21 protein-coding genes and 1 tRNA gene are annotated in these 26538 nt (G+C 43.8%); 8 read left to right on the top strand and 14 right to left on the bottom strand.

What is annotated here, in order from left to right; translation table 11 throughout:
- Positions 1-26: 26 nt before the first annotated feature.
- From C8D97_RS15555 to C8D97_RS15575, 5 genes are all read left to right on the top strand, one after another.
- Positions 27-1520: an N-6 DNA methylase gene (locus tag C8D97_RS15555; protein WP_109764722.1), complete on the top strand. Its 1494-nt coding sequence runs from the start codon at positions 27-29 to the stop codon at positions 1518-1520.
- Positions 1520-3220, top strand: a complete 1701-nt coding sequence (locus C8D97_RS15560; protein ID WP_109764723.1) for a restriction endonuclease subunit S — start codon at positions 1520-1522, stop codon at positions 3218-3220. The genes C8D97_RS15555 and C8D97_RS15560 overlap by 1 nt, the downstream gene beginning before the upstream one ends.
- Before the next feature lie 21 nt (positions 3221-3241).
- A complete protein-coding gene (locus tag C8D97_RS15565; RefSeq protein WP_109764724.1) occupies positions 3242-6943 on the top strand; it encodes a reverse transcriptase domain-containing protein in 3702 nt (1233 codons plus the stop codon).
- Positions 6944-7005: 62 nt separating this feature from the next.
- A complete protein-coding gene (locus C8D97_RS15570; RefSeq protein ID WP_109764725.1) occupies positions 7006-8463 on the top strand; it encodes an ATP-binding protein in 1458 nt (485 codons plus the stop codon).
- A 233-nt stretch (positions 8464-8696) separates the two neighbouring features.
- Complete coding sequence (locus tag C8D97_RS15575) at positions 8697-9560, top strand: HNH endonuclease (protein ID WP_109764726.1); 864 nt, start codon at positions 8697-8699, stop codon at positions 9558-9560.
- A gap of 114 nt (positions 9561-9674) precedes the next feature.
- On the opposite strand, the gene C8D97_RS15580 is transcribed toward C8D97_RS15575, so the two are convergent.
- From C8D97_RS15580 to C8D97_RS15595, 4 genes are all read right to left on the bottom strand, one after another.
- A tRNA-Phe gene (locus tag C8D97_RS15580) sits at positions 9675-9750 on the bottom strand.
- A 168-nt stretch (positions 9751-9918) separates the two neighbouring features.
- Positions 9919-10197 carry an oxidative damage protection protein gene (locus C8D97_RS15585; RefSeq protein ID WP_109764727.1) on the bottom strand — a complete coding sequence of 93 codons (279 nt, stop codon included), beginning with the start codon at positions 10195-10197 and terminating at the stop codon, positions 9919-9921.
- 19 nt (positions 10198-10216) lie between these two features.
- Positions 10217-11287, bottom strand: a complete 1071-nt coding sequence (gene mutY, locus C8D97_RS15590; protein WP_109764728.1) for an A/G-specific adenine glycosylase — start codon at positions 11285-11287, stop codon at positions 10217-10219.
- Between the two features lie 605 nt (positions 11288-11892).
- Entirely contained in the window at positions 11893-13743 is a 1851-nt protein-coding gene (locus C8D97_RS15595; protein WP_109764729.1) for an SLC13 family permease, read from the bottom strand.
- 332 nt (positions 13744-14075) lie between these two features.
- Here C8D97_RS15595 and trmB point away from each other — a divergent pair, with 332 nt between their 5' ends.
- A complete protein-coding gene (gene trmB, locus C8D97_RS15600; protein WP_245411473.1) occupies positions 14076-14807 on the top strand; it encodes a tRNA (guanosine(46)-N7)-methyltransferase TrmB in 732 nt (243 codons plus the stop codon).
- A gap of 38 nt (positions 14808-14845) precedes the next feature.
- Here the strand turns inward: trmB and hemW are convergent, their stop codons facing one another.
- The 7 genes from hemW to C8D97_RS15635 form a co-directional block, all read right to left on the bottom strand.
- Positions 14846-16045, bottom strand: a complete 1200-nt coding sequence (gene hemW / locus C8D97_RS15605) for a radical SAM family heme chaperone HemW (protein ID WP_109764730.1) — start codon at positions 16043-16045, stop codon at positions 14846-14848.
- Complete coding sequence (gene rdgB / locus C8D97_RS15610) at positions 16042-16641, bottom strand: RdgB/HAM1 family non-canonical purine NTP pyrophosphatase (RefSeq protein WP_109764731.1); 600 nt, start codon at positions 16639-16641, stop codon at positions 16042-16044. Before rdgB ends, hemW begins: the two co-directional genes overlap by 4 nt.
- 292 nt (positions 16642-16933) lie before the next feature.
- Positions 16934-17374: a DUF4426 domain-containing protein gene (locus C8D97_RS15615; RefSeq protein ID WP_109764732.1), complete on the bottom strand. Its 441-nt coding sequence runs from the start codon at positions 17372-17374 to the stop codon at positions 16934-16936.
- A 93-nt stretch (positions 17375-17467) separates the two neighbouring features.
- Positions 17468-19450, bottom strand: a complete 1983-nt coding sequence (locus C8D97_RS15620; protein ID WP_109764733.1) for a dynamin family protein — start codon at positions 19448-19450, stop codon at positions 17468-17470.
- A 311-nt stretch (positions 19451-19761) separates the two neighbouring features.
- The gene (locus C8D97_RS15625) at positions 19762-20325 is read right to left on the bottom strand and encodes a YggT family protein (RefSeq protein WP_109764734.1); all 564 of its coding nucleotides are present in this window, start codon (positions 20323-20325) and stop codon (positions 19762-19764) included.
- Between the two features lie 216 nt (positions 20326-20541).
- Positions 20542-21366: a pyrroline-5-carboxylate reductase gene (gene proC / locus C8D97_RS15630; RefSeq protein WP_109764735.1), complete on the bottom strand. Its 825-nt coding sequence runs from the start codon at positions 21364-21366 to the stop codon at positions 20542-20544.
- 48 nt (positions 21367-21414) lie between these two features.
- The gene (locus C8D97_RS15635; protein ID WP_109764736.1) at positions 21415-22110 is read right to left on the bottom strand and encodes a YggS family pyridoxal phosphate-dependent enzyme; all 696 of its coding nucleotides are present in this window, start codon (positions 22108-22110) and stop codon (positions 21415-21417) included.
- Positions 22111-22301: 191 nt separating this feature from the next.
- Here C8D97_RS15635 and C8D97_RS15640 point away from each other — a divergent pair, with 191 nt between their 5' ends.
- The gene (locus C8D97_RS15640; protein ID WP_109764737.1) at positions 22302-23336 is read left to right on the top strand and encodes a type IV pilus twitching motility protein PilT; all 1035 of its coding nucleotides are present in this window, start codon (positions 22302-22304) and stop codon (positions 23334-23336) included.
- Positions 23337-23353: 17 nt separating this feature from the next.
- The gene (locus C8D97_RS15645) at positions 23354-24499 is read left to right on the top strand and encodes a PilT/PilU family type 4a pilus ATPase (protein WP_109764738.1); all 1146 of its coding nucleotides are present in this window, start codon (positions 23354-23356) and stop codon (positions 24497-24499) included.
- A gap of 17 nt (positions 24500-24516) precedes the next feature.
- Here C8D97_RS15645 and ruvX read toward each other — a convergent pair whose 3' ends face one another.
- The 3 genes from ruvX to C8D97_RS15660 form a co-directional block, all read right to left on the bottom strand.
- Entirely contained in the window at positions 24517-24960 is a 444-nt protein-coding gene (gene ruvX, locus C8D97_RS15650; protein ID WP_109764739.1) for a Holliday junction resolvase RuvX, read from the bottom strand.
- Positions 24961-25001: 41 nt separating this feature from the next.
- Positions 25002-25565: a YqgE/AlgH family protein gene (locus C8D97_RS15655; RefSeq protein WP_245411474.1), complete on the bottom strand. Its 564-nt coding sequence runs from the start codon at positions 25563-25565 to the stop codon at positions 25002-25004.
- A 79-nt stretch (positions 25566-25644) separates the two neighbouring features.
- Positions 25645-26538 carry an energy transducer TonB gene (locus tag C8D97_RS15660; RefSeq protein WP_109764741.1) on the bottom strand — a complete coding sequence of 298 codons (894 nt, stop codon included), beginning with the start codon at positions 26536-26538 and terminating at the stop codon, positions 25645-25647.

Consider the following 26538-nt stretch of genomic DNA (forward strand, 5'->3'; position numbering starts at 1 on the left):
AGCACAGAATTTGAGAAACAAAAAACATGTCAGTCAGTACCGTAATAAAATCGATTCAAGACATCATGCGCAAAGACGCCGGTGTCGATGGTGATGCACAGCGCTTAGGTCAACTCTCTTGGTTGTTATTCCTCAAGATATTCGACGCTCAAGAAGAAGAGCTGGAATTCGAGCTGGACGACTACCGCGAACCAATCCCTGAACAATTCTTATGGCGCAACTGGGCGGCAGATGCACAAGGCATCACGGGTGATGAATTACTAAGCTTTATTAACGATGAATTATTCCCCAAGCTAAAAAATCTCACCGCACCGATTGACAAAAATCCACGCGGTTTTGTGGTGAAAGAAGCCTTTTCCGATGCCTTTAACTACATGAAAAATGGCACCCTGCTACGCCAGGTGATCAATAAGCTTAACGAGGTCGACTTTACCGACTCCAAAGAGCGCCATTTATTTGGTGATATCTACGAGCAAATTCTGCGAGACTTACAAAGCGCCGGTAATGCTGGTGAGTTTTACACGCCACGTGCCGTTACCCGCTTTATGGTGGATAGAGTCGACCCAAAGCTTGGCGAGCAAATCTTTGACCCCGCTTGCGGTACAGGTGGCTTTTTAGCTTGCTCCGTCGATCACGTCAAGAACAACTATGTCAAAACCGTCGCTGACCACAAAACATTGCAAAGCCAAATTCATGGTGTCGAGAAAAAGCAGCTACCGCACTTATTAGCGACTACTAATATGATGCTGCATGGCATCGAAGTGCCGGTACAAGTTAAGCATGGTAATACCCTCAATAAACCGCTCTCCAATTGGGACAGCGACTTCGATGTGATTGTTACCAATCCGCCATTTGGTGGCACCGAAGAAGACGGTATCGAAAAGAACTTCCCATCGGATATGCAAACCCGCGAAACCGCCGACCTGTTCTTACAACTGATTATCGAAGTCTTAAAGGAGCCTTCAGCGGGTAAAGAGGGAGGCCGCGCCGCCGTGGTATTGCCAGACGGCACCTTGTTCGGTGAAGGCGTCAAAACCAAAATCAAAAAGCTACTCACTGAAGAATGTAACCTCCATACCATAGTGCGCTTACCCAATGGTGTGTTTAACCCCTACACCGGCATTAAGACTAACATTCTGTTCTTTACCAAAGGCCAGCCCACTAAAGACATTTGGTTTTACGAGCACCCTTATCCAGAAGGCGTAAAAAACTACTCCAAAACCAAACCCATGAAATTCGAAGAGTTTAAAACCGAACAAGACTGGTGGGGCGATGAAGCCGATGGCTTCGCCAGCCGAGTGGAGAATGAACAGGCTTGGAAAGTGTCGATTGAAGACGTGATTGAACGTAACTTTAATTTGGATATTAAAAATCCGCACGTAGGCGAACTAATCAGCCACGATCCTGAAGAACTGCTGCAACAATACCAAGTGCAACAAAACGAGATTCAAACATTACGCGACCAGCTAAAAGGTATTTTGGCCGAAGCACTTTCAACCAATGGCGAGGGTAATGCCTAATGTCGGTAGAAAGTGTGATTACAAGTAATTTAGATATCTGGACATCAGCAATTAAAACCAAATCGGCTTCAGGTCGTGGTAGCTCCAATAAGCTAGAGCTTTACGGTATTAAAAAGCTACGTGAGTTGATTTTGGAGTTGGCTGTGCGAGGCAAGCTAGTACCTCAAGACCCGGATGATAGTTCAGTTGAACAATTAGTAAGCAGGGTAGAACAAGATAGAGCTGAATTTTTTAAAAAAACAGGAATTCGACCACCAAAAGTAAATAATACAAAAGACACTTATACAGAGCCTTATACTATTCCAGATAATTGGCTTTGGATATCTAATAGTAAAGTATTTTCATTAGTAAAAGGAAAGCGACCAAAGGACTTATCAGAGTCAATGCAAAAGTTTGAATACCTTGATATAGAGGCTTTGGATAGAGGAAATATAAATAGGTTCACTAATGACGATAAGGTGCCTAGAGCAACTTCTGAAGATATCCTTGTTGTTTGTGATGGTTCGAGGAGTGGATTGGTTCTAGATGGCCGAAATGGTGTTATAGGTTCAACTCTAGCAAGAGTTGATGTGCCTACATATCTTAGAGAGTTTATAAAGTTGTTTTTCAAACAATCTTTTAATCGCTTGAATACTTCGATGAAAGGCGCAGCAATCCCACACTTGGACACAAAGGAATTAAGGGCTGGATTCTTTGCATTACCACCTTTAGAAGAGCAAGGCAGAATATTAAATAAAGTCGACGAACTCATGTCCCTCTGCGATCAACTCGAATCACAAACCGAAGCCAGTATCCAAGCCCATAAAACACTGGTTGAGACATTATTAGCTACCCTCACTAACGCCAAAGACGCCGACGAAATCAACGACAGCTGGCAACGCATTAGCGAGCATTTTGATGTGCTATTCACCACCGAAGACAGCATCGACCAACTCAAACAAACCATCCTGCAACTGGCCGTAATGGGCAAACTGGTTAAGCAAGATCCGAATGATGAGCCAGCCTCCAAACTACTCCAACGCATCGCCGCAGAAAAAGAGCAACTGATTAAAGAAAAGAAGATTAAAAAGCAAAAGCCACTGCCACAAATATCGGATGATGAAAAGCCTTTTGAGCTGCCTGTGGGTTGGGAGTGGTGTCGAATTGGAGCTGTTACGTTATCAAGATTAGGCAAGATGTTAGACAAAGCAAAAAATAAAGGAAGAGAACTGCCATATCTTAGAAACACGAATGTTCAATGGGGAAGCTTTCAACTTGATGATATTAAGTTGATGAAATTTGAAGAAGATGAGCTGGATGAGTTTCGCTTGCAGGTAGGCGACTTGCTGATTTGTGAAGGAGGTGAACCAGGTCGATGTGCTATTTGGTTAGATAGCAGCACTGATATGTATTTTCAGAAGGCATTGCACAGAGTCAGGCCCCTTGGGAAAGTTTTATCGGAGTATTTAGAGATTTGCTTAACTGTAGACTCTGCTAATGGTGGACTCGAAAAATATTTCACTGGTGCTACGATCAAACACTTGGTTGGTGCTAAGTTAAATATTTACGTTTTGCCTCTTCCGCCAATAGGTGAGCAAGGAAGAATTGTAAGAAAGGCAAAAGAGTTGTTTGAATCTTGCGATGCTTTGAAAGCAAAGGTTCAAACAGCACAATCAATGCAAAATCAACTAGCTGATACAATTTCCGATAGTGCTGCTTAAAAAGACTTACAAGGATGTCCAATGAAACTTATCAATGAAAAATATCGAGCCTTAAAGCCTACTCTTGAATATTTAACTGATGAGGTGGTGATCGCGCAGGCTTGGAAGAAGACTCACGGTTATATTCGATCTTTTAATTGGTATGCCGATACATTAGCCCTTGATATATCTGCGTTAACTATTGAAGAGAATGCAAAAGTTTGGGCTAAAGCTTTAGAAGATGGTAAACCTATAAATGCGATTGAGTTAGTTCCTGCAGCAAAAAGTGAGAGCTGGGAGGTAGGTGATAAAGGGTGGACTTGTAATAGCGACAGAAAAGATAAAGATGGTAAGACCAAGCTTCCTATCAGGCCACTGGCTCATTTAACTATACGAGATCAAACATGGGCTACAGCAGCCATGATGTGTCTGGCTGATGCAGTGGAAACCGCGCAAGGCCAGTGTGAATTGCCTTTCGAGCAAGCTAGATACAAGAAAGTATATAGTTATGGCAACCGTTTACTTTGTGACTGGAATGATAAAGGCAAGGCTTGGTTCCGTTGGGGTAATAGTGAAACCTATCGTAAATTTTTTACGGACTACCAAAGCTTTTTAAATCGTCCGTTAGAACTAGGCCGCGAAGTGGAGAACCTAAGTTCAGGCAATGAAGATGTTTATATTGTAAATCTTGACCTTTCAAAGTTTTATAACACGATTGATACATTTGTACTTTTAGAGCGGTTACAAAAGCTAGCCTCAAATTATGGGCATGCAACAGTGCCAGAGTTTTGGGACTCTTTAAAAAACATATTTGCTTGGAAATGGCGCGATGAGGATTTAGTGACGGCCAAAAAATTGCAGTTGGATGATGATGCAATAAAACTAGGCTTGCCCCAAGGATTAGTTTCAGCTGGCTTTTTCGCTAATGCTTATCTGTATAAGTTTGATAAAGAGGTCGGCTCTTTCATTGGAAAGGATATAGGAACTAACTCATCAATAACTATTCATGACTACTGCCGTTATGTCGATGACTTAAGGCTTGTAGTTTCCGCAGATAATTTATCACTTGCCAAGATTACCGATGTTGTTAATAGGTTTGTTGAACAAAAACTGTTGGCGTTCGGTGGCACTGAGTTAAGTATTAACTCAAGCAAAACTAAGGTGACCTTATTATCTGACCTAGATAATAAAGGAAGTATGTCGAATAGGATTCAGTTACTGCAAAGTGAGCTGAGTGGTCCTACTGACAGAGATTCTATAGACTCCATTACTGGTGTTTTGGAAAACTTACTTACCATTGAAACCGAATCAATAAATCTAGATAAAGAAGGCATTCAAGACGCTAGTTTATTGGCCATAGCCAACTTTGATCACGACATTCGCCCCGATACGCTGAAACGGTTTGCTGCTAACCGTATAGAATCGATAGTGCGTAGCAAACGAAAAATGGTCTTTGCTGGGGATGATGCTGAATTACAGTCAAGTGAATCTGAAAATGAACTGTTAGCGAAAAAGCTGATTCTAGCATGGATGAAAGACCCTTCATTAGGGCTGGTGTTGAGAAAGGCGATAGAAGTTTATCCTGACGCTGACCTATTTGAACCTGTATTTGACGCAATTTATAAGCGCAGTAGCTTTGGCGATTCCGCAAATAAGGCTGATAAAACAACATCGGCAATGATGGACTATCTTTTGGCAGACTTGTTTCGGTGCGCTAGTGATTTTAATGGCTATTTTCAGGTTATCCAGTATCCAGACCAGATCGAGCCATTCTCCGTAATTGAGCTATTGGTGAGGTACGCGCAAAAAATAATCGCTAATTCAAACGATTCAGACTTTGTATTACGGCAGGCGCTGATGCTATTAGCAGTAGTAAATAAACCTATATTGACGAGTTTCGCAAGTGAGTCTCTGCATATGCAAATCGCATTACATAAGATACTCGCAAATACTCCACCAAGCTATCAGTCGCAGCGAAGTGCACTTTTTGAGGTTGCAGGACAAATAACAGGGCATTTTGACACTTATGCCTCCTTATTTGTCGAAAACATAAAAGACTTAAAAGACAAAAAGGTCGAAGCGCTATCTGTTTTTGCTAAACGAGGAGGCCCATTTTGGCTGGCAATCTGGAAGCAGTTAAAAAAGCAAAAGCTTATAGAGCTCATTAAGCAACTTAAATGGGCAGAGCCTGCAGCAAGTTCCTTACCAAAGCCGCGTAAGCAATCCCTAGCGAAAGTAATTACTTCTGAGCTAAATGGATTTAAATACGAGCACTCAGCCTTAAAACTTGCTTTGGGTCTATTGAATGAAGTCCGTTTGAAAAAGCAATTAATTGGTGTATCACCCTCTTCAATAGAGGTGAAAGTTGATGGATTGAAGTCGTGGGACAAGGTGTGGAAGCATTATTTAAAGGAAGTAAATTGTACTTACAAAGCTTCTTTAGTAGGGAAAGATCCTAGGTTTAAAATTCCTGACTGGATAGACTCTGAAAGTGATCCCGAAAAAGGCGTGTTATATTGGATTGGCTGTATTTTGAGAGCGTCGGTTCTGGGTGGGGCAGACTACACTGGAACACAATGGAAGCCGGGGAAGACGATTACTTATAAAGGATTGCGGAGCAGTTGGTATAAACGCCGAATGGGGATGATACATGCTCCAGAGGCAATAATTGGCGAGTATGCGACAGTTAGCGACTGGTTTTCTGAATTGTTGATGCGCTGCTTACAGTGGCCGGGGTTTGAGTCTTCTTTCGTTAAAAACGAAGACATCCAAAGGATTCAGGATTTGGTCTCTTTTAGAAAATGTATAGAGTCTCGAATAGAAAAGCTTAACGGTTTGATTTGCCGTTCATCAGAGTTGCCAGCAATTCCTACCGAAGTCAGAAGACCGAATAAGTTTGATAAAAACTTTAGAATAGTTACTGTTCAACAAATTCTACCAAAGACTTCTGATTTTAGCGCTTCCGATGTGGAACTGAATAATCCTCGAATCAGAGCAAAGCACAGGGCTCATTTAGCCTCTATATGCAGCCTGACTTTAAAGACATTAGAAGCAAAACGAATTGCAGATGGTGAAGATAAGAAACCTTCCGCGGACTTGATAGTATTTCCAGAGGTTGCTGTCCATATAGAAGATCAAGATATTATTAAACGGTTAGCTGATAAAACGAATTCAATTATTTTCGCTGGTCTTGTGTTTACTGACCATAATGGAAAGCTGGTTAATATAGCGAGATGGTTCATTCCAGATTATCAAAAAAGTGGACGGCAATGGATTGTTCGTGATCAAGGCAAGCAGCATATGACTCAGAATGAGCAATTGCTTGGGGTGACAAGTTATAGACCTTGCCAGCATATCCTCGAAGTTCATGGGCATACAGAGGGACCATTTAGAATCACTGGCGCTATTTGCTATGATGCGACGGATATAAATTTAGCTGCCGACTTAAGAGATAAGACTGATTTATTTGTGGTAGCCGCTCATAACAAAGACGTGACCACATTTGATAATATGGCGTCGGCACTTCAGTGGCATATGTATCAGCACGTGGTTATTTGTAATATTGGTGAGTTTGGCGGTTCTACCATTCAAGCTCCATATAAGCAGCAATACGATAAGTTAATTTCCCATGTGCATGGAGTTGGTCAAATTTCTATTAATACTGCTGATATTGATTTAGCGGCGTTTAGGCGTAAGAAAAAAGAGTACAAGGAAGTTAAGGCAAAACCCGCTGGAGTTAAGTAAAAAAATGAGTTTGACTTGGTGTTTGGCGATACTATTAGATCTATTATGATAGAGAGAAGTTGATGACAATTGAACGTGATATTGTTTTAGTGGATGAGTTATGTAGCCAATCAGCTGAAAATGCTTTGGTTGAATTTAAACATAATAACTTTAAACCTGAAATGGTAGGCAAGTTATGTTCAGCTATGTCAAATGCTGCCCGTATCGCCCAGAAAGACTTTGCCTACGTTTTATGGGGTGTTGACGATGAAACTCAGCAAGTTATTGGAACTACGTTCGAGCCAAATAAACAAACAGTAGGAAATCAGGTATTCGAATTTTGGTTATCTAGCCGACTTAACCCGAGCATTGCTTTTGAGTTTCGTGTAGTGGAGCATCCAAAAGGAAAGGTTGTTTTGTTGGAAATACCAGCTGCGACATCAGCGCCTGTTTCGTATGACAATATTCCTTATGTCAGAATTGGTAGCGCAACCCCAAAGTTATTAGATTATCCTGACCGTTTTCAAAAACTAATAGATAACATAAAGCCTTTTACTTGGGAAAAGGCCATAGCCAAATCATTTATTAGCGCTGATGACGTATTGGAGCTACTTGATTATCCGAAATATTTCAAACTGACTCAGCAAAGACTACCAGAAAATAAAAAGGGGATACTTGAGGGATTAGAAGCCGATCTTTTGATTACTAAAGATGTTGGTGAGCATTGGAATATTACAAATTTGGGTGCGATCTTATTTGCTAATGATCTACAACAGTTCGATGCTGCGCTTGCTCGAAAAGGCGTAAGGTTTATAGCGTATGATGGGAATAATAAGGCTGCAATCGTAACGCATCGACAAGATGGTCGTAAGGGATATGCTATTGGCTTTGAAGGGCTTGTTGAATACCTGAATAATTTACTGCCACAAAATGAACATATTGGGGCTGTTTTTAGAGAGCAGCAGAAGCTTTATCCAGAGATAGCAATTAGAGAGCTTATTGCTAATGCTCTCATTCATCAGGATATGACCGTTCGTGGAGCAGGCCCTCAAGTGGAGCTTTTTTCTGACCGATTGGAAATTACTAATCCTGGAACACCCTTAGTGCACACAGATCGAATGATCGACCAACCGCCTCGTTCTAGAAATGATGTTCTTGCTTCGCTAATGCGTAGAATGGGTCTATGTGAAGAGCAAGGCAGTGGACTCGATAAGGTCATTATCAGTGCAGAGCTTTTTCAATTACCTGCCCCTAAGTTTCAAGCGGAAGAAAATTCGATGCAAGCTACGCTATATGCACCTCGTTCATTTGCCAATATGAGTATCGACGAGCGTATAAGAGCATGTTACCAGCACGCAGTAATAAAATACTTAAGTGGAGAAAGAATGAAGAACGCTAGCCTTTGTGAGCGGTTTGGAATTGATCCTCAAAAAAGCCCTGCTCAAGCGACAAAAGTAATAAATGCAGCACTTGATGCCAACCTTATTAAGCCTGCGGAGCAAGATAGACCAAGGGCTGGTTATGCTCCTTGGTGGACATAAAGTATTTTCTTTACTGGTTCTTTACTCAAAGGCCGAACTAAGACGTTGAAATTATAAAAAGCCTTAAAAAACAATGAGATAGAGATTTTAGCTTTCTTTTTTATTGCATCAGATCTTCTGTTTAGTATTGGTAAGTTAGAGGATGAACATTTCTGAGACCAAAACCGTAAGAATGGATCTTATTTTTAAATTAAATCCGTCTAATGAGGACCTGTGGAGAGAATGAAAAATAAATGGAAAACTTAAGCATTTTCAATACTGGGGTCAGGTTAGCTGAAAAAGTACTCGGCAGGATTGGAGTTTATGTTTGCCCACTTTGTCTTAAATCATTTGACGCTAACGATCTTAGTGAAGGACTCTTATCGTTAGAGCATGTGCCGCCTAAGTCTACCGGTGGCAAAGGAATAATTCTAACATGTAAGAAATGCAATAATTCTTCCGGCTATTTGTTTGAAGGCGATTTTAAAAAGAAAAATAAATTAATCTCTGCAATAGAAGCTGTATTTCAATTAAGTAATGATAGTCCTCATAGATTTAAAATGAATTTATCAGGCATAGAAACAGATGTAAAGCTTCAAGTTGATGATGGAAGGGTCAATATAGAAGTGCTGAGAAACACAAACGACCCAAAACAAATAAGCCAACAGTTAAGCCAATTAAAAATCATGTCTGACGGTGACTTCCGTGGATTAAGCTTTAATTTGACTACTTCACAAAGATTTAAAGAGCGAAATATTGAGTTATCATTCTTAAAATCTGCATTTTTGGCATGCGTTGCGAAATTTGGATATTCTTTTTGTAAATCAAATTCAACTGATGAAGTTAGGAAGCAAATTATTTATCCAGAGAAAGATTATTTTGAAGGTTTTTTATTCAGGAAAACTTCTGAGATTGATGGAGAAAATAAAATAATTTACTTTCAAAAAAGAAATGTATTGCTTTGTATAATCGATAATTATGTGGTCGTGCTACCCATTCCAGATGAAACCCTAGACGACTATAATGCCTTTGTTGAAGAATATAGAGAGATAAATAATGCCACTCTAAATGGTATAGACCATGGTTGGCCTTCAAGCTTTGAAGGGATATATGATTGAAGTTTCGAAATTAATTGTGCACTGCAAAGATTTACTGAACTTCAAAAAATAATTGAAAACGTAACCCCAATAAAAAAGGGTTTGTAGTTATTAACTACAAACCCTTTGGAATAATGGTGGCCCGGGGCAGAGTTGAACTGCCGACACAAGGATTTTCAATCCTCTGCTCTACCAACTGAGCTACCAGGCCACTTTAGAAGAGTTTGTGTTTTAAGAGCTAACTCGGAACTCTATTTCTCAAACATGGCATTGAGCCAAGTTCGATAAATTCTGCTCTTTCGGCCTAAAAATTAGGGCGTTTTCGAAAGAGCGCGTATTAAACCGATTTAGCGCTTTGAAGTCAAGCTTTTGCCAGCAATTATTCGGCCTTTTCTGGTGGAATATAACCTTCAGGCTTGTCGTAATCGCCACCAAACAAAAATTTCTCCATTTCACCGGCCAGATATTTTCGCGTTTCTGGTTCAATAACGTTCAAACGTTTCTCATTGATCAACATGGTTTGGTGTTGCAGCCACATTTGCCACGCCTGCATGGAAATTTCTTTGTATATTTTTTGTCCAAGCTCACCTGGGTAGGTGGGTGCATTAAGGCCGGGTAATTCTTTATCGAGTTTTTTACAGTGCACGGTGCGTGACATGGTGACTCCTGAAGAATGTTTAATGGTCAGTCGATCCGTTAAGTTGTTTTAAAAGTTTGAGCACTGGACCGGGTAAACCTATCTGATCAAGTTTTGCTAGATCCTGCCACCTTAATTGGCTTTCGTCCATTACTTGCGGCGATTGTTTGGTTACCAGTAAGTATGGCTGAATATCCAGATGAAAATGACTAAAGGTATGGCGAAAAGGCGATAGCGCCTGTTGATGCGGCAAGTCATCGGTCGAAACTACCGCGGCGCTTAATTGAATTAAATAATCGCTCAATAACTGAGAAGATTCGGCCTGTGGTAATGACCATAGGCCCCCCCAGATCCCGGTGGAAGGACGCTTTTCCAGTAAAACTTTATTTTGGCTTTGTACAATGGCAAACGCTGCCTGACGTACCGGTTTGTTGGCTTTTGGTTTACTGTTGGGGTACTGGTGTTGAGTACCTTGTTGATAAGCTTTGCAGTGAGAGACTAACGGACATTGTTCGCAGTCAGGGTTACGGCGGGTACACAAAGTCGCGCCCAGATCCATCATTGCCTGATTATATTCGTCGGCCCGCTGCTCTGGCGACAGCTTCTCAGCAATTTGCCACAACTCTTTATGGACTTTGCTTTGACCGGGCCAACCTTCAATCTGATAGAACCGACATAACACTCGCTTCACATTGCCGTCCAATATAGCGGCGGGTTTTCCGGTGCTTAACGAATGGATCGCCCCTGCCGTTGAGCGGCCAATGCCGGGCAGTTGTTCCAGTTCGACAACGGTATCTGGCCAGCGTCCATTATGCTCATTCACGATTACCTGAGCACACTTATGCAGGTTGCGCGCGCGCGAGTAATAACCAAGTCCGGTCCATAAGGTCAGCACATCATCCTGCGAAGCTTTTGCCAAATCTTCCAGCGTCGGAAACTTTGTCATAAATCGTTTGTAGTAAGGAATAACCGTTGCCACCTGAGTTTGCTGCAGCATAATTTCAGACACCCAGACACGGTAATGGGTTTTATCTTGCTGCCATGGCAAATTTTTTCGGCCATGTTGCTGGTAGAAGTTTAAGACAGCGCGTTGAAAATCTTTTGGATCCAATCGGAGTTCTCGTTGGTGAGTGTGGGAGGGAGTGTACAAAATTGAGGTTTTAGGGGGAAGGTAATTCTAGGTTTATGTGATATCGCTTTTCGCCCAGCCGGGCGACCCACTTTTTTTCAAGAGCAAAAAAAAGTAGGCAAAAAATGCCCTACGCTAGCCGCTGTGGCATTTGTTCAGAATGTTTCAAATCTATAGTGTACTTCTGTAACCTGGGAGAAGCCTGATAAATCTTTTAGTGCCAGTTAAGATTTGTTCTGAGTTGTTAGACAACTTTAGTTAGTATGAGGCATGAGCTTTTTGGCTTTTTTTAAAGCAGATAAGCACAGTGTTTTTAGTTCTTTAAAAAAACAGGCGAGTTTAAGAGTTTCGATTAAAAATGAATTATCCAATCTTACAACTCTAATCTTCCCTGCCCGACACAAGAATTTTCCGACAATTATTAACGGTCAGGAATATTTATTGAGTTAGATAGAATACGAAACAAGTGCCTAGCGGCGAGCGACAGGGTATTCTTTGCCTACTTTCTTTTGCTCTTGAAAGAAAGTGGGTCGCCCGACGGGGCGAAACCCAGTGTATAGATAAACGTTTAAGTAATAAGTTTCACTCTAACTCGGCGTCAGAGGATGCAACATAGGCACCACAAAACTCAACACTATCCACATCAAAATCACCAGCGGCCCACCAATTCGAACAAAGTCGGAAAACTGATAGCCACCGGCGTTCATTACCAGCAGGTTAGTTTTATACGCCACGGGTGTGGCATAACTCATATTGGCGCCAAACAGTACTGCAATTACAAAGGGTTCTGGTGAAAGCTGAAGTTGTGACGCCACCGATATGGCTATTGGAGTACCAATAACCGCTGCTGCATTATTCGACACAACATTGGTCAAAATGGCCAGCAATAGCATCAGGCCACTTAAGATAACCACCGGCGGTGCACCAGAGAATACGGCGACAAAAGATTGCGCCAGATAATCGGCGCCTCCTGTGAGTAACAGGGCTTCACCGAGAGCGAGCGATGCGACAACGATAAGAACCACCTGGGTGCTTAATGCCAGTGATGCGTCGCGCCAGCTCATGCAGCGGGTGATTAACATCAAAATTACCCCGCACAGGGCGCTGACTGAAATGGGTAAAATGCCAAGCGCCGCAAAAAAGATAATGCTCGCCATAATGCCCAGTGCCACGGGTGCTTTATCGGAATGTGGCAGATCAGTGGTGGCGTCTAATACTAACAGCTCACCTTCTTTTTTCATTTTCGATATATTCTCGCGCGGCCCTTGAACCAATAAAACATCGCCCACGTGCAGCGATACATTGCCAAGCTTACGATACAGATCGATGGCTTTACCGCCTCGGTGCAGCGCTATGGCTACCAGTTTAAATTGATCAATAAAACGGACATTTTTTAGGGTTGATCCCGCAAGAGGTGAACCGGGGACAACAACAACTTCGGCCAGCTGTTGATCTTCGGCCACCAGTGGGTGTTCATCGTCCACCATCTGTTTACCCTTGAACAACCTGGCACCAATGGAAGATTCGTATTCTTTAAGATTATCCGGGGTATCGGAAACGCGCAGTCGATCACCGGCGTTAAGCACCACATCGGGCATGGGTAATATTCGCGTATCGGTTTCTTCGCCTCGTTGAATGCGTTCAACTTTCATATGGCCGCCTGCCTGATTGATCACTTCGGCAAGTGTTTTGCCGTTGGCGTAACCGTCTTCCTGAATGGTTAAGTGAGCAGTAAACAGCCTGGGCGAGCTGTCGGACATGGAAGCGGTACGTTCCGGAATAATTCTGGGCGCAATTAACCACAAATAAACAATTGCTACAGCACCGGCAATGGCGGCAGCTGGCATAAAATCAAACATATCGAGCCTGCGCATGCCCATATCGGCAGCAACGGATACCACCAGCAGATTGGTTGATGTGCCTATTGTGGTGGACATGCCGCCAACCAGAGTGCCAAGACCCATGGGCATTAACACGGATGAGGCCGATGATTTGGTTTTAAGCGATACGCTGATTAAAATGGGCAGCAGTAAAACCACTATCGGCGTGTTGTTCATAAACGCACTAAGAACAGCGCCAACAATCAGGGTTAGCAACAGGGAGATAACCGGTGACGTCTTCCACACTTTGGCCAGCACCCGACCAATAGGTTCCAGTGCGCCGGTGCGCACTAACCCCTGACCGGCCATCATCAATGCGCATACCGACACCAATGCTTCATGACCAAAACCGGAGAAAAATTGCGTCGCTTCTATTCGTTCAGCCTGTGCCGGAGGCACATAGGGGAAAATTTCAAAACCAACCGTTACAAGCAACAATACCGCAAGGCAGCTGGTTTCCAGTGGAATATCTTCGCGGCGGAAAAGATAAAGCGCAATCACGGTCAGTATTAATACTGCCAGAGCATGGTTATTCGGGATTGAAGGTAAATCAAACATGCGGTGATGGTTGCCTTTTTTATTTTATCAGTGCGTTATGGGTTGGTTTCAATCAGCCGCTTTAACTGGCTGGTCAGTATATCGTTTTAACCGAGCATTTTTTTAAGAATAACGAGGAATAACTTAGAAGCAAGAAATAACGTGACATTTTTTCCTGAATCTTGCCCAAGTCGGCAGGTGTGTCGCCTTTTGAACTTTGCTACAATCGCTCGAATTCAGTATCTGCGCGGTATGGGATGTTTTGGGTGTGATCTGGGAAGGTTCGTTTAATCAGGCTACCTTGTGTAAACTCCTTATTTAAACAAACCTACTGTAATCAACTATTGTAAATTGTGAATCAACACGACAGCGAACGACATCCCATTATGAATGACACCCGGCAACCTCAGTTTATGCGAAAAATCCGCAGCTTTGTGTTACGAGAAGGCCGTATGACCAAAGGTCAGCAACGAGCCATGGACACCTATTTTCCACAAATGGGTGTGGTGTTTTCAAGCAAGTCGATAGATTTTACCGAGTTGTTTGGCAACACCAATCCGGTGATCCTTGAAATTGGCTTTGGCATGGGAAAGTCGCTGGCAGAGCAAGCGGCAAATCATCGTGATAATAATTATCTTGGCATAGAAGTGCATACACCCGGTGTTGGTGCCTGTCTGTTGTTAGCCGAAGAATATGAGCTGATCAATTTAAGAGTGATCAATCACGATGCCGTTGAGGTGCTTGAACAGATGATTGCGCCTGAATCGCTCGATGGCATTCAAGTTTATTTTCCCGATCCCTGGCATAAAAAACGTCACCATAAACGGCGAATTATCCAGACGCATTTTGTTGATCATTGCCGAACAAAACTAAAACCCGAAGGCTTTTTGCACATGGCTACTGATTGGGAAAACTACGCCCACTATATGCTTAATGTGATGAAACAGGTGACAGGTTGGCGTAACTGTTCGGAAAGCGACGATTTTATTCCACGACCTTCGGACAGGCCATTAACCAAGTTTGAACATCGCGGGCAGAAACTCGGCCATGGTGTCTGGGATTTAATGTTTAAAAAGCAGTCTTAGCGAATCTCTAATCACGAAAGTTAAACATGCTTAAGAATTTACTCTACTTTTGTCACGGGAATTTGCTTTGGCATTTTAAAATGTTCCGGCATAAAAATTTCCAACAGATCATTTAAAAAACGCTGGCCTTGAAGCGTTGGTTTTAGCCAGCCATTTTCCCGAACTAATAATCCTTTTGTTTCAGCTTTGGATAGCTGACTTTCAATAACGCTAATCGCAAGGCCGGTTCGTTCATTAAAAAATACTTCGGGCACGCCGCCGGTGAGCCGCATGGCGTTCATCATAAACTCCAGTGGCAACTCATTGATATCAATAGCATGGGACGTCTGTGTGTAAGGCTTATCGGCATTCAAATAATCTTTCGGACTGCGAAACTGGCTGTAGCGTAAAATCTGTTGCTCTGCCGGAAGCGTTATTTTGCCGTGACCGCCTGCGCCAATTGCCAGATAATCGCCAAATGACCAATAGTTCAGATTGTGCTGACTTTGCAACGAGGATTGTTTGGCGTAAGCCGACACTTCGTATTTATGAAAGCCATTATTCGCCAGCAAACTTTCTCCTGCATCCTGAATATCCGTTAATGTATCGTCTGCGGGTAAGCTTGGCGGCTGTTGGTAAAACAGAGTATTCGGCTCCAGCGTTAGCTGATACCAGGAAATATGACTGACCTGACTATCAATGGCTCGCAGTAAATCTTGCTGGGCATTACTGATGGATTGGCCCGGTAGTCCGTGCATTAAATCAAGATTAATGCGCTGAAAGCCCGCTTTGTTGGCAAAGTCGATCGCGCGATCAACTTCATTTGCCGAATGAATGCGGCCGAGAGTTTTTAAGTGCGAATCGTTAAAGCTTTGAACACCGATGGATAAACGGTTGATGCCAGCATCAAAGAAACCTTTGAATTTATCGGCTTCGGCAGTACCCGGGTTGGCTTCCAGGGTAATTTCTATATCAAAGTTAAACGGGATCAATGAGCGGATTCCACTTAGCAGACGATCCAGAGATTCTGCAGAAAACAGACTGGGTGTGCCACCGCCAATAAAGATACTGTGCAATCGTCGTCCCCACACCTGGGGTAATTGCCGGGTTAAATCCTCAAGCAAAGCATCAATATAAGCCTGTTCCGGTAATTCGGCTTTTTGCGTGTGAGAATTAAAATCGCAATAGGGACACTTTTTTACACACCAGGGTATATGGATGTAAAGCGATAGCGGTGGCAGTGACGACAGGGCAATCATAGAGCGCCAGTTTTTAAGTAGGTCATTAATTGTGATAAGGCTTTGCCGCGATGACTGATGGCGTGTTTTTGTTCATTGGTTAACTCCGCAGCGCTCATTTTATATTCCGGACAAAAAAACAAAGGGTCGTAGCCAAATCCGCCTTCGCCTCTGGGTGAATTAAGTATGTAGCCTTCCCAGCTGCCTTGGCAGATCACGGGCGTTGGGTCTTTTGCATGACGCATATAAACAATCACGCACTGGTAACGCGCCGTGCGGGCTGGCTCTGCAATGCCTTCGAGTTGCTCCAGCAGCTTTCGATTATTAGCAGCGTCATTGCTGGGTTCTCCTGCGTAACGGGCAGAGTAGATACCCGGCTCGCCACTTAATGCGTCCACTTCAATGCCTGAGTCATCGGATATGGCCGGTTTGCCACTGTGTAAGCAGGCATGACGCGCTTTAATGATGGCGTTTTCGACAAAACTGAGGCCATCCTCAATGGCATCGCTGATGCCTAACTGTTTTTGTGGTGTGATCGTGTGTTGATAAGGCGTCAGAATATGTTGCAGTTCGGCAATTTTTTTCGGGTTACCGCTGGCAAGTACAATATCAAGCATAAGGGAGTCGGCTTTGATGGTTTTATTAATAATTGAAATTATAAAGTAGCTGTAGCAGCAATGCACACAGAGAACAGGATGATTAATGTATAAAGGATGACTTATATTAAGGACGTCTTATTTAAAGAGAGTTAAGTTTAAAGCGAGCCTATTTTGAATAGAGCTAATTTTTAAAAGAGCTAGTTTTTAAAAGAGTTAACGGCGTTGGCGGATTAAACCCAATAGTCGAATCCGCCTTTTTAGGTTTCGTATCGAGACCTGTTTTTAACCTTAGTAGTATTTCTGCCCTGCTTTACTTAGAGGTGTAAACCGTCTGGGTAAATTGCAACGGAAGAGTTTTATCTTGTCCCGCAGGTTTAACATTTAATTTGAAGGTCAGGTTTTCTTCGTTGGAAAAACGAAAGTTGGCAATGTAATAGGTGGTTTCGCCTTCTCTAATTTCTTTAAAAGCCAAGTCTTTCATTTGACCGGCCAGATTATAGGCATTACCTGTAATATTGGCCATAACGGTTTTTTCGGTGTCTGTGTCCATAACGGTAATGTTGACAAGCGCTATCGACTTGGAGCGTTTTAACCCATAGTGAGCGGCTACTTCAGGTTGTAAAAAGTCACTGTTAAACACACTGTAGTGAAGAGTATAGCCATCGACTTGTGTGCTGTTGTCATTTGCAGCCAACGAAAGTGTTACCGCGCCTGCAAAGGCCAGCAGGATAAAACGATAAAGCAGCTTCATTATTATCTCCTCTGCGTGTACGCAACGAGCTTAGGTTTGCCCGCCGCTTTTAATTTTTGTCTCGGAGTATAAGTATAGATCGTCTGTGTCAGTTTATCGACGTACGCTTGCCAGTTTCACCACATTGCTGCTGTTTTTTTGCGGTGCTGATTCATGCAGCTTTTCCAGTGAACGGCTGGCGTTCTGAATTTCAGTATCCAGTTCAAAAATCAGTGTTTTAAGTGCTTTTAATCGCCCTTCCACCGTGGCTTCATTATGTTTTAGAGCGAGCAGTTGTTGATGGTTTTGATCCAGCAGATCGCGTAATGAATTAACCTGTTGCAGCAAAGGCAACATAACCTCACGTGACCACTGGCGCAGCTCTTTGCGAATGTGCTTAAAGAACATGGCAATGTTGTTCACTGTGGTGGTGAAGAAGCGTTTTACCGCGACACTTTGTTCGGCCAGAGTGAGCATTAAATTACGATTAAGCTGACTCGACTCATCCAGCAGATGCTGCAGTTCGCGGCGATATATTTTGGCTTTTAAATAACGGGCTTCCAGCAGATCAACATCAAAATCGCGAGAAAACTTGGCGTACATGGACTCGGCCATTTTATTGCTCAGCTCGGCTTCACGGCAGAACTCATTCATCATGGCCTCTATCGCCTGATAAAAACGGCGCGTGGTACGCATCATGCCAATACTGGTTCGACTTTCCACCATTTCATGCAAAGTGCGCTGAATAATTTCATCTAGCGGCTCTTTACCAATTGAATCCAGTAATACTTCGGTTTGTCGTTCAAGCAGACGTTGGCTGGGGCGTAGCGCAAGCTGACGCTTTTTAAATTCTTGCTGGGCAATACGGCTTTTTTCCAGTAACTCGTTCAGCTCTGATTCGGTGCTGCCACGAATGCCTTTAATTTCTTCGGCCTGTTTTTCCAACTGTTCTTTGCGGCTTTTTAATACTTGCTGGGCGTCTTCAATCAGGCGCGAAGACTGACCAATAATATTGTCCCACATTACGCTTTCTTTGTTGCCCAGTATGGTATTGGCCAACACATCTTCCACATCATTGATTTGACTGCGAAGAATAAGTGCTTTGTCATCTTTAATGCGGCCTAGCAGGGCTTTTTGCGCTGAAATAGGCAAAATATCGGACTCAGGAATTTTCAAGTGACGAGAGGTTTGTCGAACCACCCGGTTAATGGCTTTTTCGGTCTTTTTGCGGCCAGATAATTCATCCCAGAGTACATCGATTTTATTCAGTACGGCGTACAAACCAAGGTTCGGACGGTTTTTCAGTTGCTCAATATGCTCTTCCCAGATTTGCAGATCACTGGCGGTAACACCGGCATCGGCCGCCAGTACAAATACCACCGCCTGTGCCTGTGGCAGCAGATGGTAGGTGAGCTCGGGCTCACTACCGAGTGCATTTAATCCAGGCGTATCAACAATTCGCAGACCCTGTTTTAGCAGCGGGTGTTCAAAGCTGACCAAAGCATGACGCCACGCCGGAATTTCAACTTTTTCCGGATTGTCTTCGTCTTCATCCAGCATATTGGCGTCAAAACCAAGTTCTAGCGCTTCTTTACGGGAGACCGATTTGGTCTGGGTAATGCTTTGCATGGCATGAGCCATATCGTCGGGATCGTTGGTTACCAGTGGAATTTCAACCCAGTGGTTGGTCATGCTCTGATAATCGGATAGTGGCGTGTCTTGCAAGCGTGTTTCGATGGGCAGCAGTCGTAAATAAGAGCTTTTGGAGTGCTGATCAAAAAATAGTTCGGTTGGGCACATGGTGGTGCGGCCGGCTTGCGAAGGTAAAATTCGCTGACCGTAATCGGCAAAAAAGATGGCATTGATCAATTCGGTTTTGCCGCGAGAAAATTCACCGGCAAAAGCAATGGTGAGGTATTCGTTGTTCAGCGTTTCCAGCATATGCTTGATGCGGGAATCGCTCTCTTCGCTGGTCAGCTGATTGCGCTTGGACCACAAGCGAAATCCACGGAGTTCTTTGCCAATGGAAGATTTCCATTGTTCAAACTCATTGACTGACTCACCAAACTGACTGTTTTCTATTTGATCATTGCTCATATTAAAACGACCCGTACAACTCTGCTGAACAAAATATGACCAATGAGTTTAGCAGAAAAAGTGAACAAAAACGTGACCTTGCATACATTTTGTCAGAAATTGTGTGAAGTGTAAGTAAAAATTACCATTTTCAGCAGGCAAAAATGAGTTGTATAGAGTGTGAGTCTGCCTTAACGATTTATTCTGACCAGTCCATTAAATGGCCTTGTATGCTAAAAATAATTTGAATGAAACTTAGTCAAATTAACTCTCTGGGGCGCATTACTGCACCCTCAAGAGATAAGAAAAGTATCGGTTTTGGGTGTTTTTAATTAAGCAATGGAAAAAACCAGCGGATAAATATAATAAGCTATTGCGCTGCGGGCAAAGTACAACACCATAAACATTAAAATAGGCGATAAATCCAGGCCACCCATGGGCGGTAATATACGCTGAAACGGCTTAAACAAGGGATCGGTTAATTGCATAACCACCATAACCATGGGGTTGTGTCCACCCGGACTTATCCAGCTTAATATCACTCGTATAAAGGCTAAAAAGATAAATAAGCCTAAAGTAAGGTGTATTAATTCCACCAGAGAAAACAATACCAGTGTGACAAGGCTGCCAACACTGACGAAGCCAAGGGATTGTAACGCTACCCATTTCAATACATTTACCGCATAAGCAAATATCAGGGAGGAGACATCAAGACCGGCTACCCCTGGGATAATTTTCCGCAATGGCACTAAAACCGGGTTGGTTGCTTTAACAACAAACTGGGATATTGGATTATAAAAATCGGCTCTTGCGGCCTGCAAAAAGAACCGTATTAAAATCACGTAAATATAAAGTTCAAATAGCTGGGTAATTAAAAATGCAAATGGATTATTCATGGGCAACAGTATTGTTGTTTAGGATTGTTGTCATTATATGGGCTTTTTCCAAACTCTAAAGGTAAGTTTGTAAAAAAGCATGATCGGTTGATTAACTGAGTATTTAAAGATGGGTTTTGAACGGGACTTGGTGTCATTAAATCAAGCTGATCATTATCGCGATCAGCTTGACTTAATACGATCGGTTAACTGTATTTGCTAATTAAAAAGTTACGATTACTTACCTTCCGATAATTCTTTACCGCGATTAACCGCAGCTTTTACGGCTTTGTCTGCCATATCCGCTATACCACTTTGTTCCAGACTGTCGAGTGCTGCTGCTGTGGTGCCATTGGGAGAGGTAACCTGAGTACGGCGCTCACTGATGGCAATATCAGGGTGGTTCTTAATCAGGGTTGCCGCACCTAGTGCGCTTTGAACCACCAGATTGCGTGCGGTTTGCTCGTCCATCCCCTGCTTTGTTCCGGCTTCAATCAGGGTTTCCATAAAGCGGAAAAAGTAGGCGGGTGAACTGCCAGCCAGTGCGGTTACGGTATCCATCAGGTTTTCATCTGGTACCCATTCAAACTCGCCGATGGCGCCAAACACATAATTGACCGACTCCGCATGCTGCTTTTTAACCGCATCGTCAGCATACAAGCCAGTTGCACCACAAAGTTCAATAGAAGGGGTGTTGGGCATTGAGCGAACCATTGCCACTTTATTCTGGGTCATCTGTTTGAGATTGTCGGTAGTCAGTCCGGCCGCCACCGATACCGCCACCTGAACTGTTGAAAAGTCCAGCTCGGAAATGGCATCGGCCATCATTTGTGGTTTTACCGAGAGTAAAATGACATCGGCTTTATCGCACACTTCCTGATTATTTTGTGTGGTTTGCACAGACAGTTCATCGGCAAGCTGTTCTAGTTTGCCAGCGCTGCGGTTAGACATGATGACTTTTTCAGGGTTGTGGCCTTTTTTTACCAAACCCCTGGCAATGGCAGAAGCCATATTGCCAGCGCCAATAAATCCAATGGTCAATTGCTGATTTTGATTACTCATGCGTTACCTATGATTTGTTATTTCCAGTGACTAGTTGTTTCTAATGACTTACTGTTTCCAGTTATCAGGCCGTGCGCCAAACAGTGCTGTGCCAATGCGCACCATTGTGCTGCCTGAAGCGATAGCAGCGATCATATCATCTGACATACCCATTGACAGGGTATCGAGCTGATTAAATTGTGCCACGCTTTGCTGGTAGATCTGCTGGATGGACTGAAATTGTTGCCGTTGCAGCGCCGGATCCGCTTGTTTTGGCGGAATACTCATTAGTCCGCGCAGATGCAGTTTCGGCTGCTGGTCAATAAACTGAAGCAGTTCGTTTAGCTCATCCAGTGCTGCGCCCTGCTTGCTGTGTTCCTGAAAAAGGTTTACCTGTGCCGTAATCTGTAAAGGTGGCAGATGATCCGGTCGTTGCTCGTTTAGTCTCCGGGCTATTTTGATGCGATCGACACTTTGAACCCAATCAAAATGTTGGGCAATGTCGCGTGTTTTATTGCTTTGCACAGGGCCGATGAAATGCCACTCGATATCCAGGTGCTTCAGGGCGTCTATTTTAGCAATGGCTTCTGATAGATAACTTTCGCCGAACAGTTTTTGTCCTGCGGCGTAAGCCTCTTCTATCTTATTGATTTTCTGAGCTTTACTCACTGCTAACAATGTGACAGAGTTAATAGTTCGTTGCGCCTTTTGCGTGGCATCTTCTATTTGCTGCTCAATCTGGTGTAAATTTTGTTTTATCGACATAAGGGCTGCTTGCGGTCACTGAATAATAAAAGCCAGTTAAAGTGGGTAATTCTGCAGTAGAAACGTCATTTCGCGTCTAAACTATAGTTGATTGATCGGCAGTTTCCGATTTCGCCGACTGATTTCAGCAACTATTATTGCTAAATTACTTAAACGAATAAACTGGATGATATAACTTTCCGGGGTCACTGATGGATATTACTGAATTACTGGCATTTAGTGTTAAAAATAAAGCATCGGATTTACACCTGTCGGCGGGCTTGCCACCGATGATACGGGTTGACGGCGATGTTCGCCGTATCAATGTTCCGCCACTGGATCATAAAACCGTACACAGTCTTGTCTACGATATTATGAACGACAAGCAGCGTAAAGATTTTGAAGAATTTCTAGAAACCGATTTCTCGTTTGAATTGCCCGGTATAGCACGTTTCCGTGTTAATGCGTTTAATCACAATCGTGGTGCCGGTGCGGTTTTTCGTACCATTCCTTCGCAAGTATTAACGCTTGAAGAGCTGGGTGCCCCTGCTGTTTTTAAAGAAATTTGTATGCACCCCCGAGGGCTGGTACTGGTGACTGGCCCAACCGGTTCCGGTAAAAGTACCACACTGGCCGCGATGATCGATTACATTAATGACAACGATTACGGTCATATTTTGACGGTGGAAGATCCCATCGAGTTTGTGCATGAGTCGAAGCGTTGTCTGATCAACCAGCGTGAGGTTCACCGAGACACTCTTGGCTTTAACGAAGCATTGCGTTCGGCGCTGCGTGAAGATCCCGATATTATTCTGGTGGGTGAGATGCGTGACCTTGAAACTATTCGTCTGGCACTAACTGCGGCGGAAACCGGTCACCTTGTATTTGGTACCCTGCACACCTCGTCAGCGGCAAAAACCATTGACCGTATTGTTGATGTATTCCCTGCGGCAGAAAAAGACATGACCCGTTCTATGCTTTCAGAATCCCTGATGGCGGTTATTTCGCAGACCCTGTTGAAGAAAGTGGGCGGTGGTCGTGTTGCAGGCCATGAAATAATGGTTGGCACACCGGCTATTCGAAACTTGATACGTGAAGATAAAATCGCACAAATGTACAGCTCTATTCAAACCGGGGCGCAACATGGTATGCAGACACTGGATCAGTGTTTGAAAGATTTATTAGCAAAAGGTCTGGTATCGCGGCAGGATGCTCGTGATAAAGCCAAAAATAAAGACGACTTTTAGGTTAAAAGGAAACCCTGATGGATTTTGAAGCACTGCTTAAATTAATGGTCCAAAAGAAAGCTTCGGACCTGTTTATAACGGCAGGCATGCCGCCGTCGATTAAAATCAACGGTAAAATTATGCCGGTAACCCAGCGTTCACTAAACGGTGAAAAATCGCGCGAAGTGGTGTTGTCGGTAATGAATGAAGAGCAGCGCCGTGAGTTTGCAAGGGCTCATGAATGTAACTTTGCTATCAGTGCATCGGGGATAGGCCGTTTTCGTGTCAGTGCGTTTCAGCAGCGTAACGAAGTGGGTATGGTGTTACGTCGAATTGAAACTACCATCCCTACTCTTGATGAGTTGCGTTTACCTGCAGTGCTTAAGAAGCTTAGTTTAACCAAACGTGGACTGATCATTTTTGTTGGTGCAACCGGTACCGGTAAATCTACATCACTTGCGGCAATGATTGGTTATCGTAATAAAACTACCTCGGGTCATATCATTACTATCGAAGATCCTATCGAGTTTGTCCATCAACACAGTAAATGCATTATCACGCAGCGCGAAGTTGGCCTTGATACCGAGTCGTTTGAAACAGCACTTAAAAATACTTTGCGACAAGCGCCCGATGTGATTCTGATTGGTGAGGTACGGGCTTCGGAAACCATGGATTATGCGGTGGCGTTTGCCGAAACCGGTCACCTGTGTATGTGTACTTTGCATGCAAATAATGCGAATCAGGCACTGGATCGAATCATTCACTTCTTCCCGGAAGAAAAACGACATCAGCTATTGTTGGATTTATCCCTGAACTTGCGAGCTATTATTGCCCAGCAATTGATCCCAACGCCCGATGGCAAAGGACGACGCGCCGCTATTGAAGTGTTAATTAATACGCCGCTGGTGGCCGATCATATTCGTAAAGGTGAGATGCATTTAATCAAAGATCTGATGGCCAAGTCGACCGAGCACGGCATGCAAACCTTCGATCAGGCACTGTTTAGATTGTTTAAAAGTGGCGAAGTTACCTATGAAGATGCCCTGCATCATGCAGACTCACCCAATGATCTAAGATTGATGATTAAACTCGACAGTTCCGAGCAAGATCCCGAGTTGCAAATTGGTGGTGGTGCCGCTGCGAGTATGAGTCTGGAAGAAACCGAAGATGATCCCTTTGCTTAAGTGATTAGCGATCAGTTTTACTCGTTGTTTTCAGCAAACCAGGATTCTAAAATAATTACCGCCGAGGCGTTGTCGACAGCGCCTTTTTCCAGAGCCTTATAGCCGCCCTGTTCAAATAATCGGGCACGGGCTTCAACGGTGCTCAATCGTTCATCCACCATTTCTACCGGTATTGCAAAGCGGCCATGCAAGCGCTTTGCAAACTTACGGGCGCGCAATGTTAGTTGTTGCTCACTACCATCCATATTCAGCGGACAGCCGACCACTAATGCATCTGGCTGCCAGGTCTTAAGCAGTTTGGCAACTTCGTCCCAATTGGGTTGGCCATTAGTTGCTTTTAGTGCCGATACCGGTCGGGCGCTGCCAGTTATGGCTTGGCCATAGGCAACGCCAATGGAACGATCGCCAAAATCAAAAGCTAACAGCTGACGATAAAATTTATTGGATGACGTTGATTGCATGGCGATTGTTCGGAGGTGTGATTGTGATCATTAGCCAGGTGTTAGGCGTGCCCGGATAGTGAGGAAATTTGAGCGATATCGATCCCCAGTAGTGCAGCGGCTTTTTCCCAACGTTGTTCAACGCTGGTCTGGAATAAAATGTCGGCATTGGCAGGTGTGCTTAGCCAGGAGTTTTCCGCCATTTCCAGTTCAAGCTGTCCGGGACCCCAGCCTGCGTAACCCAATGCAACAAATGCTTCATTGAGTGATTTTTGCTTGGGCATGGCTTTCAGAATATCCTGCGAGGTAGTAATGGTGATCTGTTCATTGACCATCAGGCTCGATTGCCAGTCTGTACCGCCTCTGTGGATAACAAAACCCCGATCGGTTTGTACCGGACCGCCAGCGAGAACGGGCCTTTCTATAAAGTCATGACTGACTTTTATTTCCAGGTGATCCAGCAATTCGGTTGTCGTCACTTCGGTGGGATGATTAACAACAATACCCATGGCACCCTCTTCATTATGTTCGCAGATCAAAGTTACACTGCGAAAGAAGTTGGGATCGCTCAGATTAGGCATGGCGATTAAAAAGTGGTTTTTCAGGCTGCTGGTCGGATTCATCATTTAATTGTTGAGCCCAACGGCAAAAAACACAAGTGTTTTGTGGGGTCTGTTAGAGGTAATGATGGATATTTAAAGGTTTTTACAAGGTCGATATGGTATTGCCGGGCTCAAATTGCCACAGTCGAACAATTTCGAGTACGTCGGTGTCCTGTTTTAACTGATCGTCGAAAGGTGCAAAGGGCGCCGCCTGCCGGACAATTCTAATGGCAGCGTCATCCAGTACTTTATGACCCGAGCTGTCCATAATCGCCACATCGCGAATGGTGCCATCGGCGTTGATGGCGACTTTTAAAATTAAATCACCGTAGAGTTTTTTCTTCCGCGCCATATCCGGGTAGTTGCGATTACCGACCTCTTCGATACGACGTCGCCAGTTATCCAGGTATAAGGCGTCGGTTGATCGGTGGATCGCCGCCGAAACCTGACGTTTGCGCAAATTGCGTGAAGCCAGCTGATGTTGATCATCAATTTGAGCGTTGCGACCTGCCAGCTCATAACTTTTTTGCAATAACGTTGCCGTGTCCATCAACTGTTGCGCCTGTTCGTTCGGTGCATCAACCTGTTCGTCGACAAATACTTGCTGCGCGCCCTGCGCAGTTAATACGTGAGGTGTTGGCTGAGACTGCTCTGTGGTTGACGGCATAGTGGCGGGAGCAGAAGCTTGTTTATTTGGATCGGGAATTTGCGCTTGTTCGGTGGTCGTGGGGTTTTGCAAAAGATCTTTATCACCGCCACCTTGCTGATTGTCCTGCCCGATAAAGTCGGCCTTTTCTGGTTTTTCCAGCGCATGATGTTGCGCCAGTACAACCTGCATTACCGGTGAAGCCTGCTGAGATGATTCTTCAGGTAATGTAAAAGCAATGCCAAGAAACAGCATGGCATGAAAAGCAATCGCCAGAATACCGGCAAAGGTAAGCCTGTCTGATTCGCGAATGGTTGGCCCTTCTGCTTTATAGACACCGTCTTCTATCAT

Source organism: Pleionea mediterranea, assembly GCF_003148745.1.
Lineage (GTDB): Bacteria > Pseudomonadota > Gammaproteobacteria > Enterobacterales > Kangiellaceae > Pleionea > Pleionea mediterranea.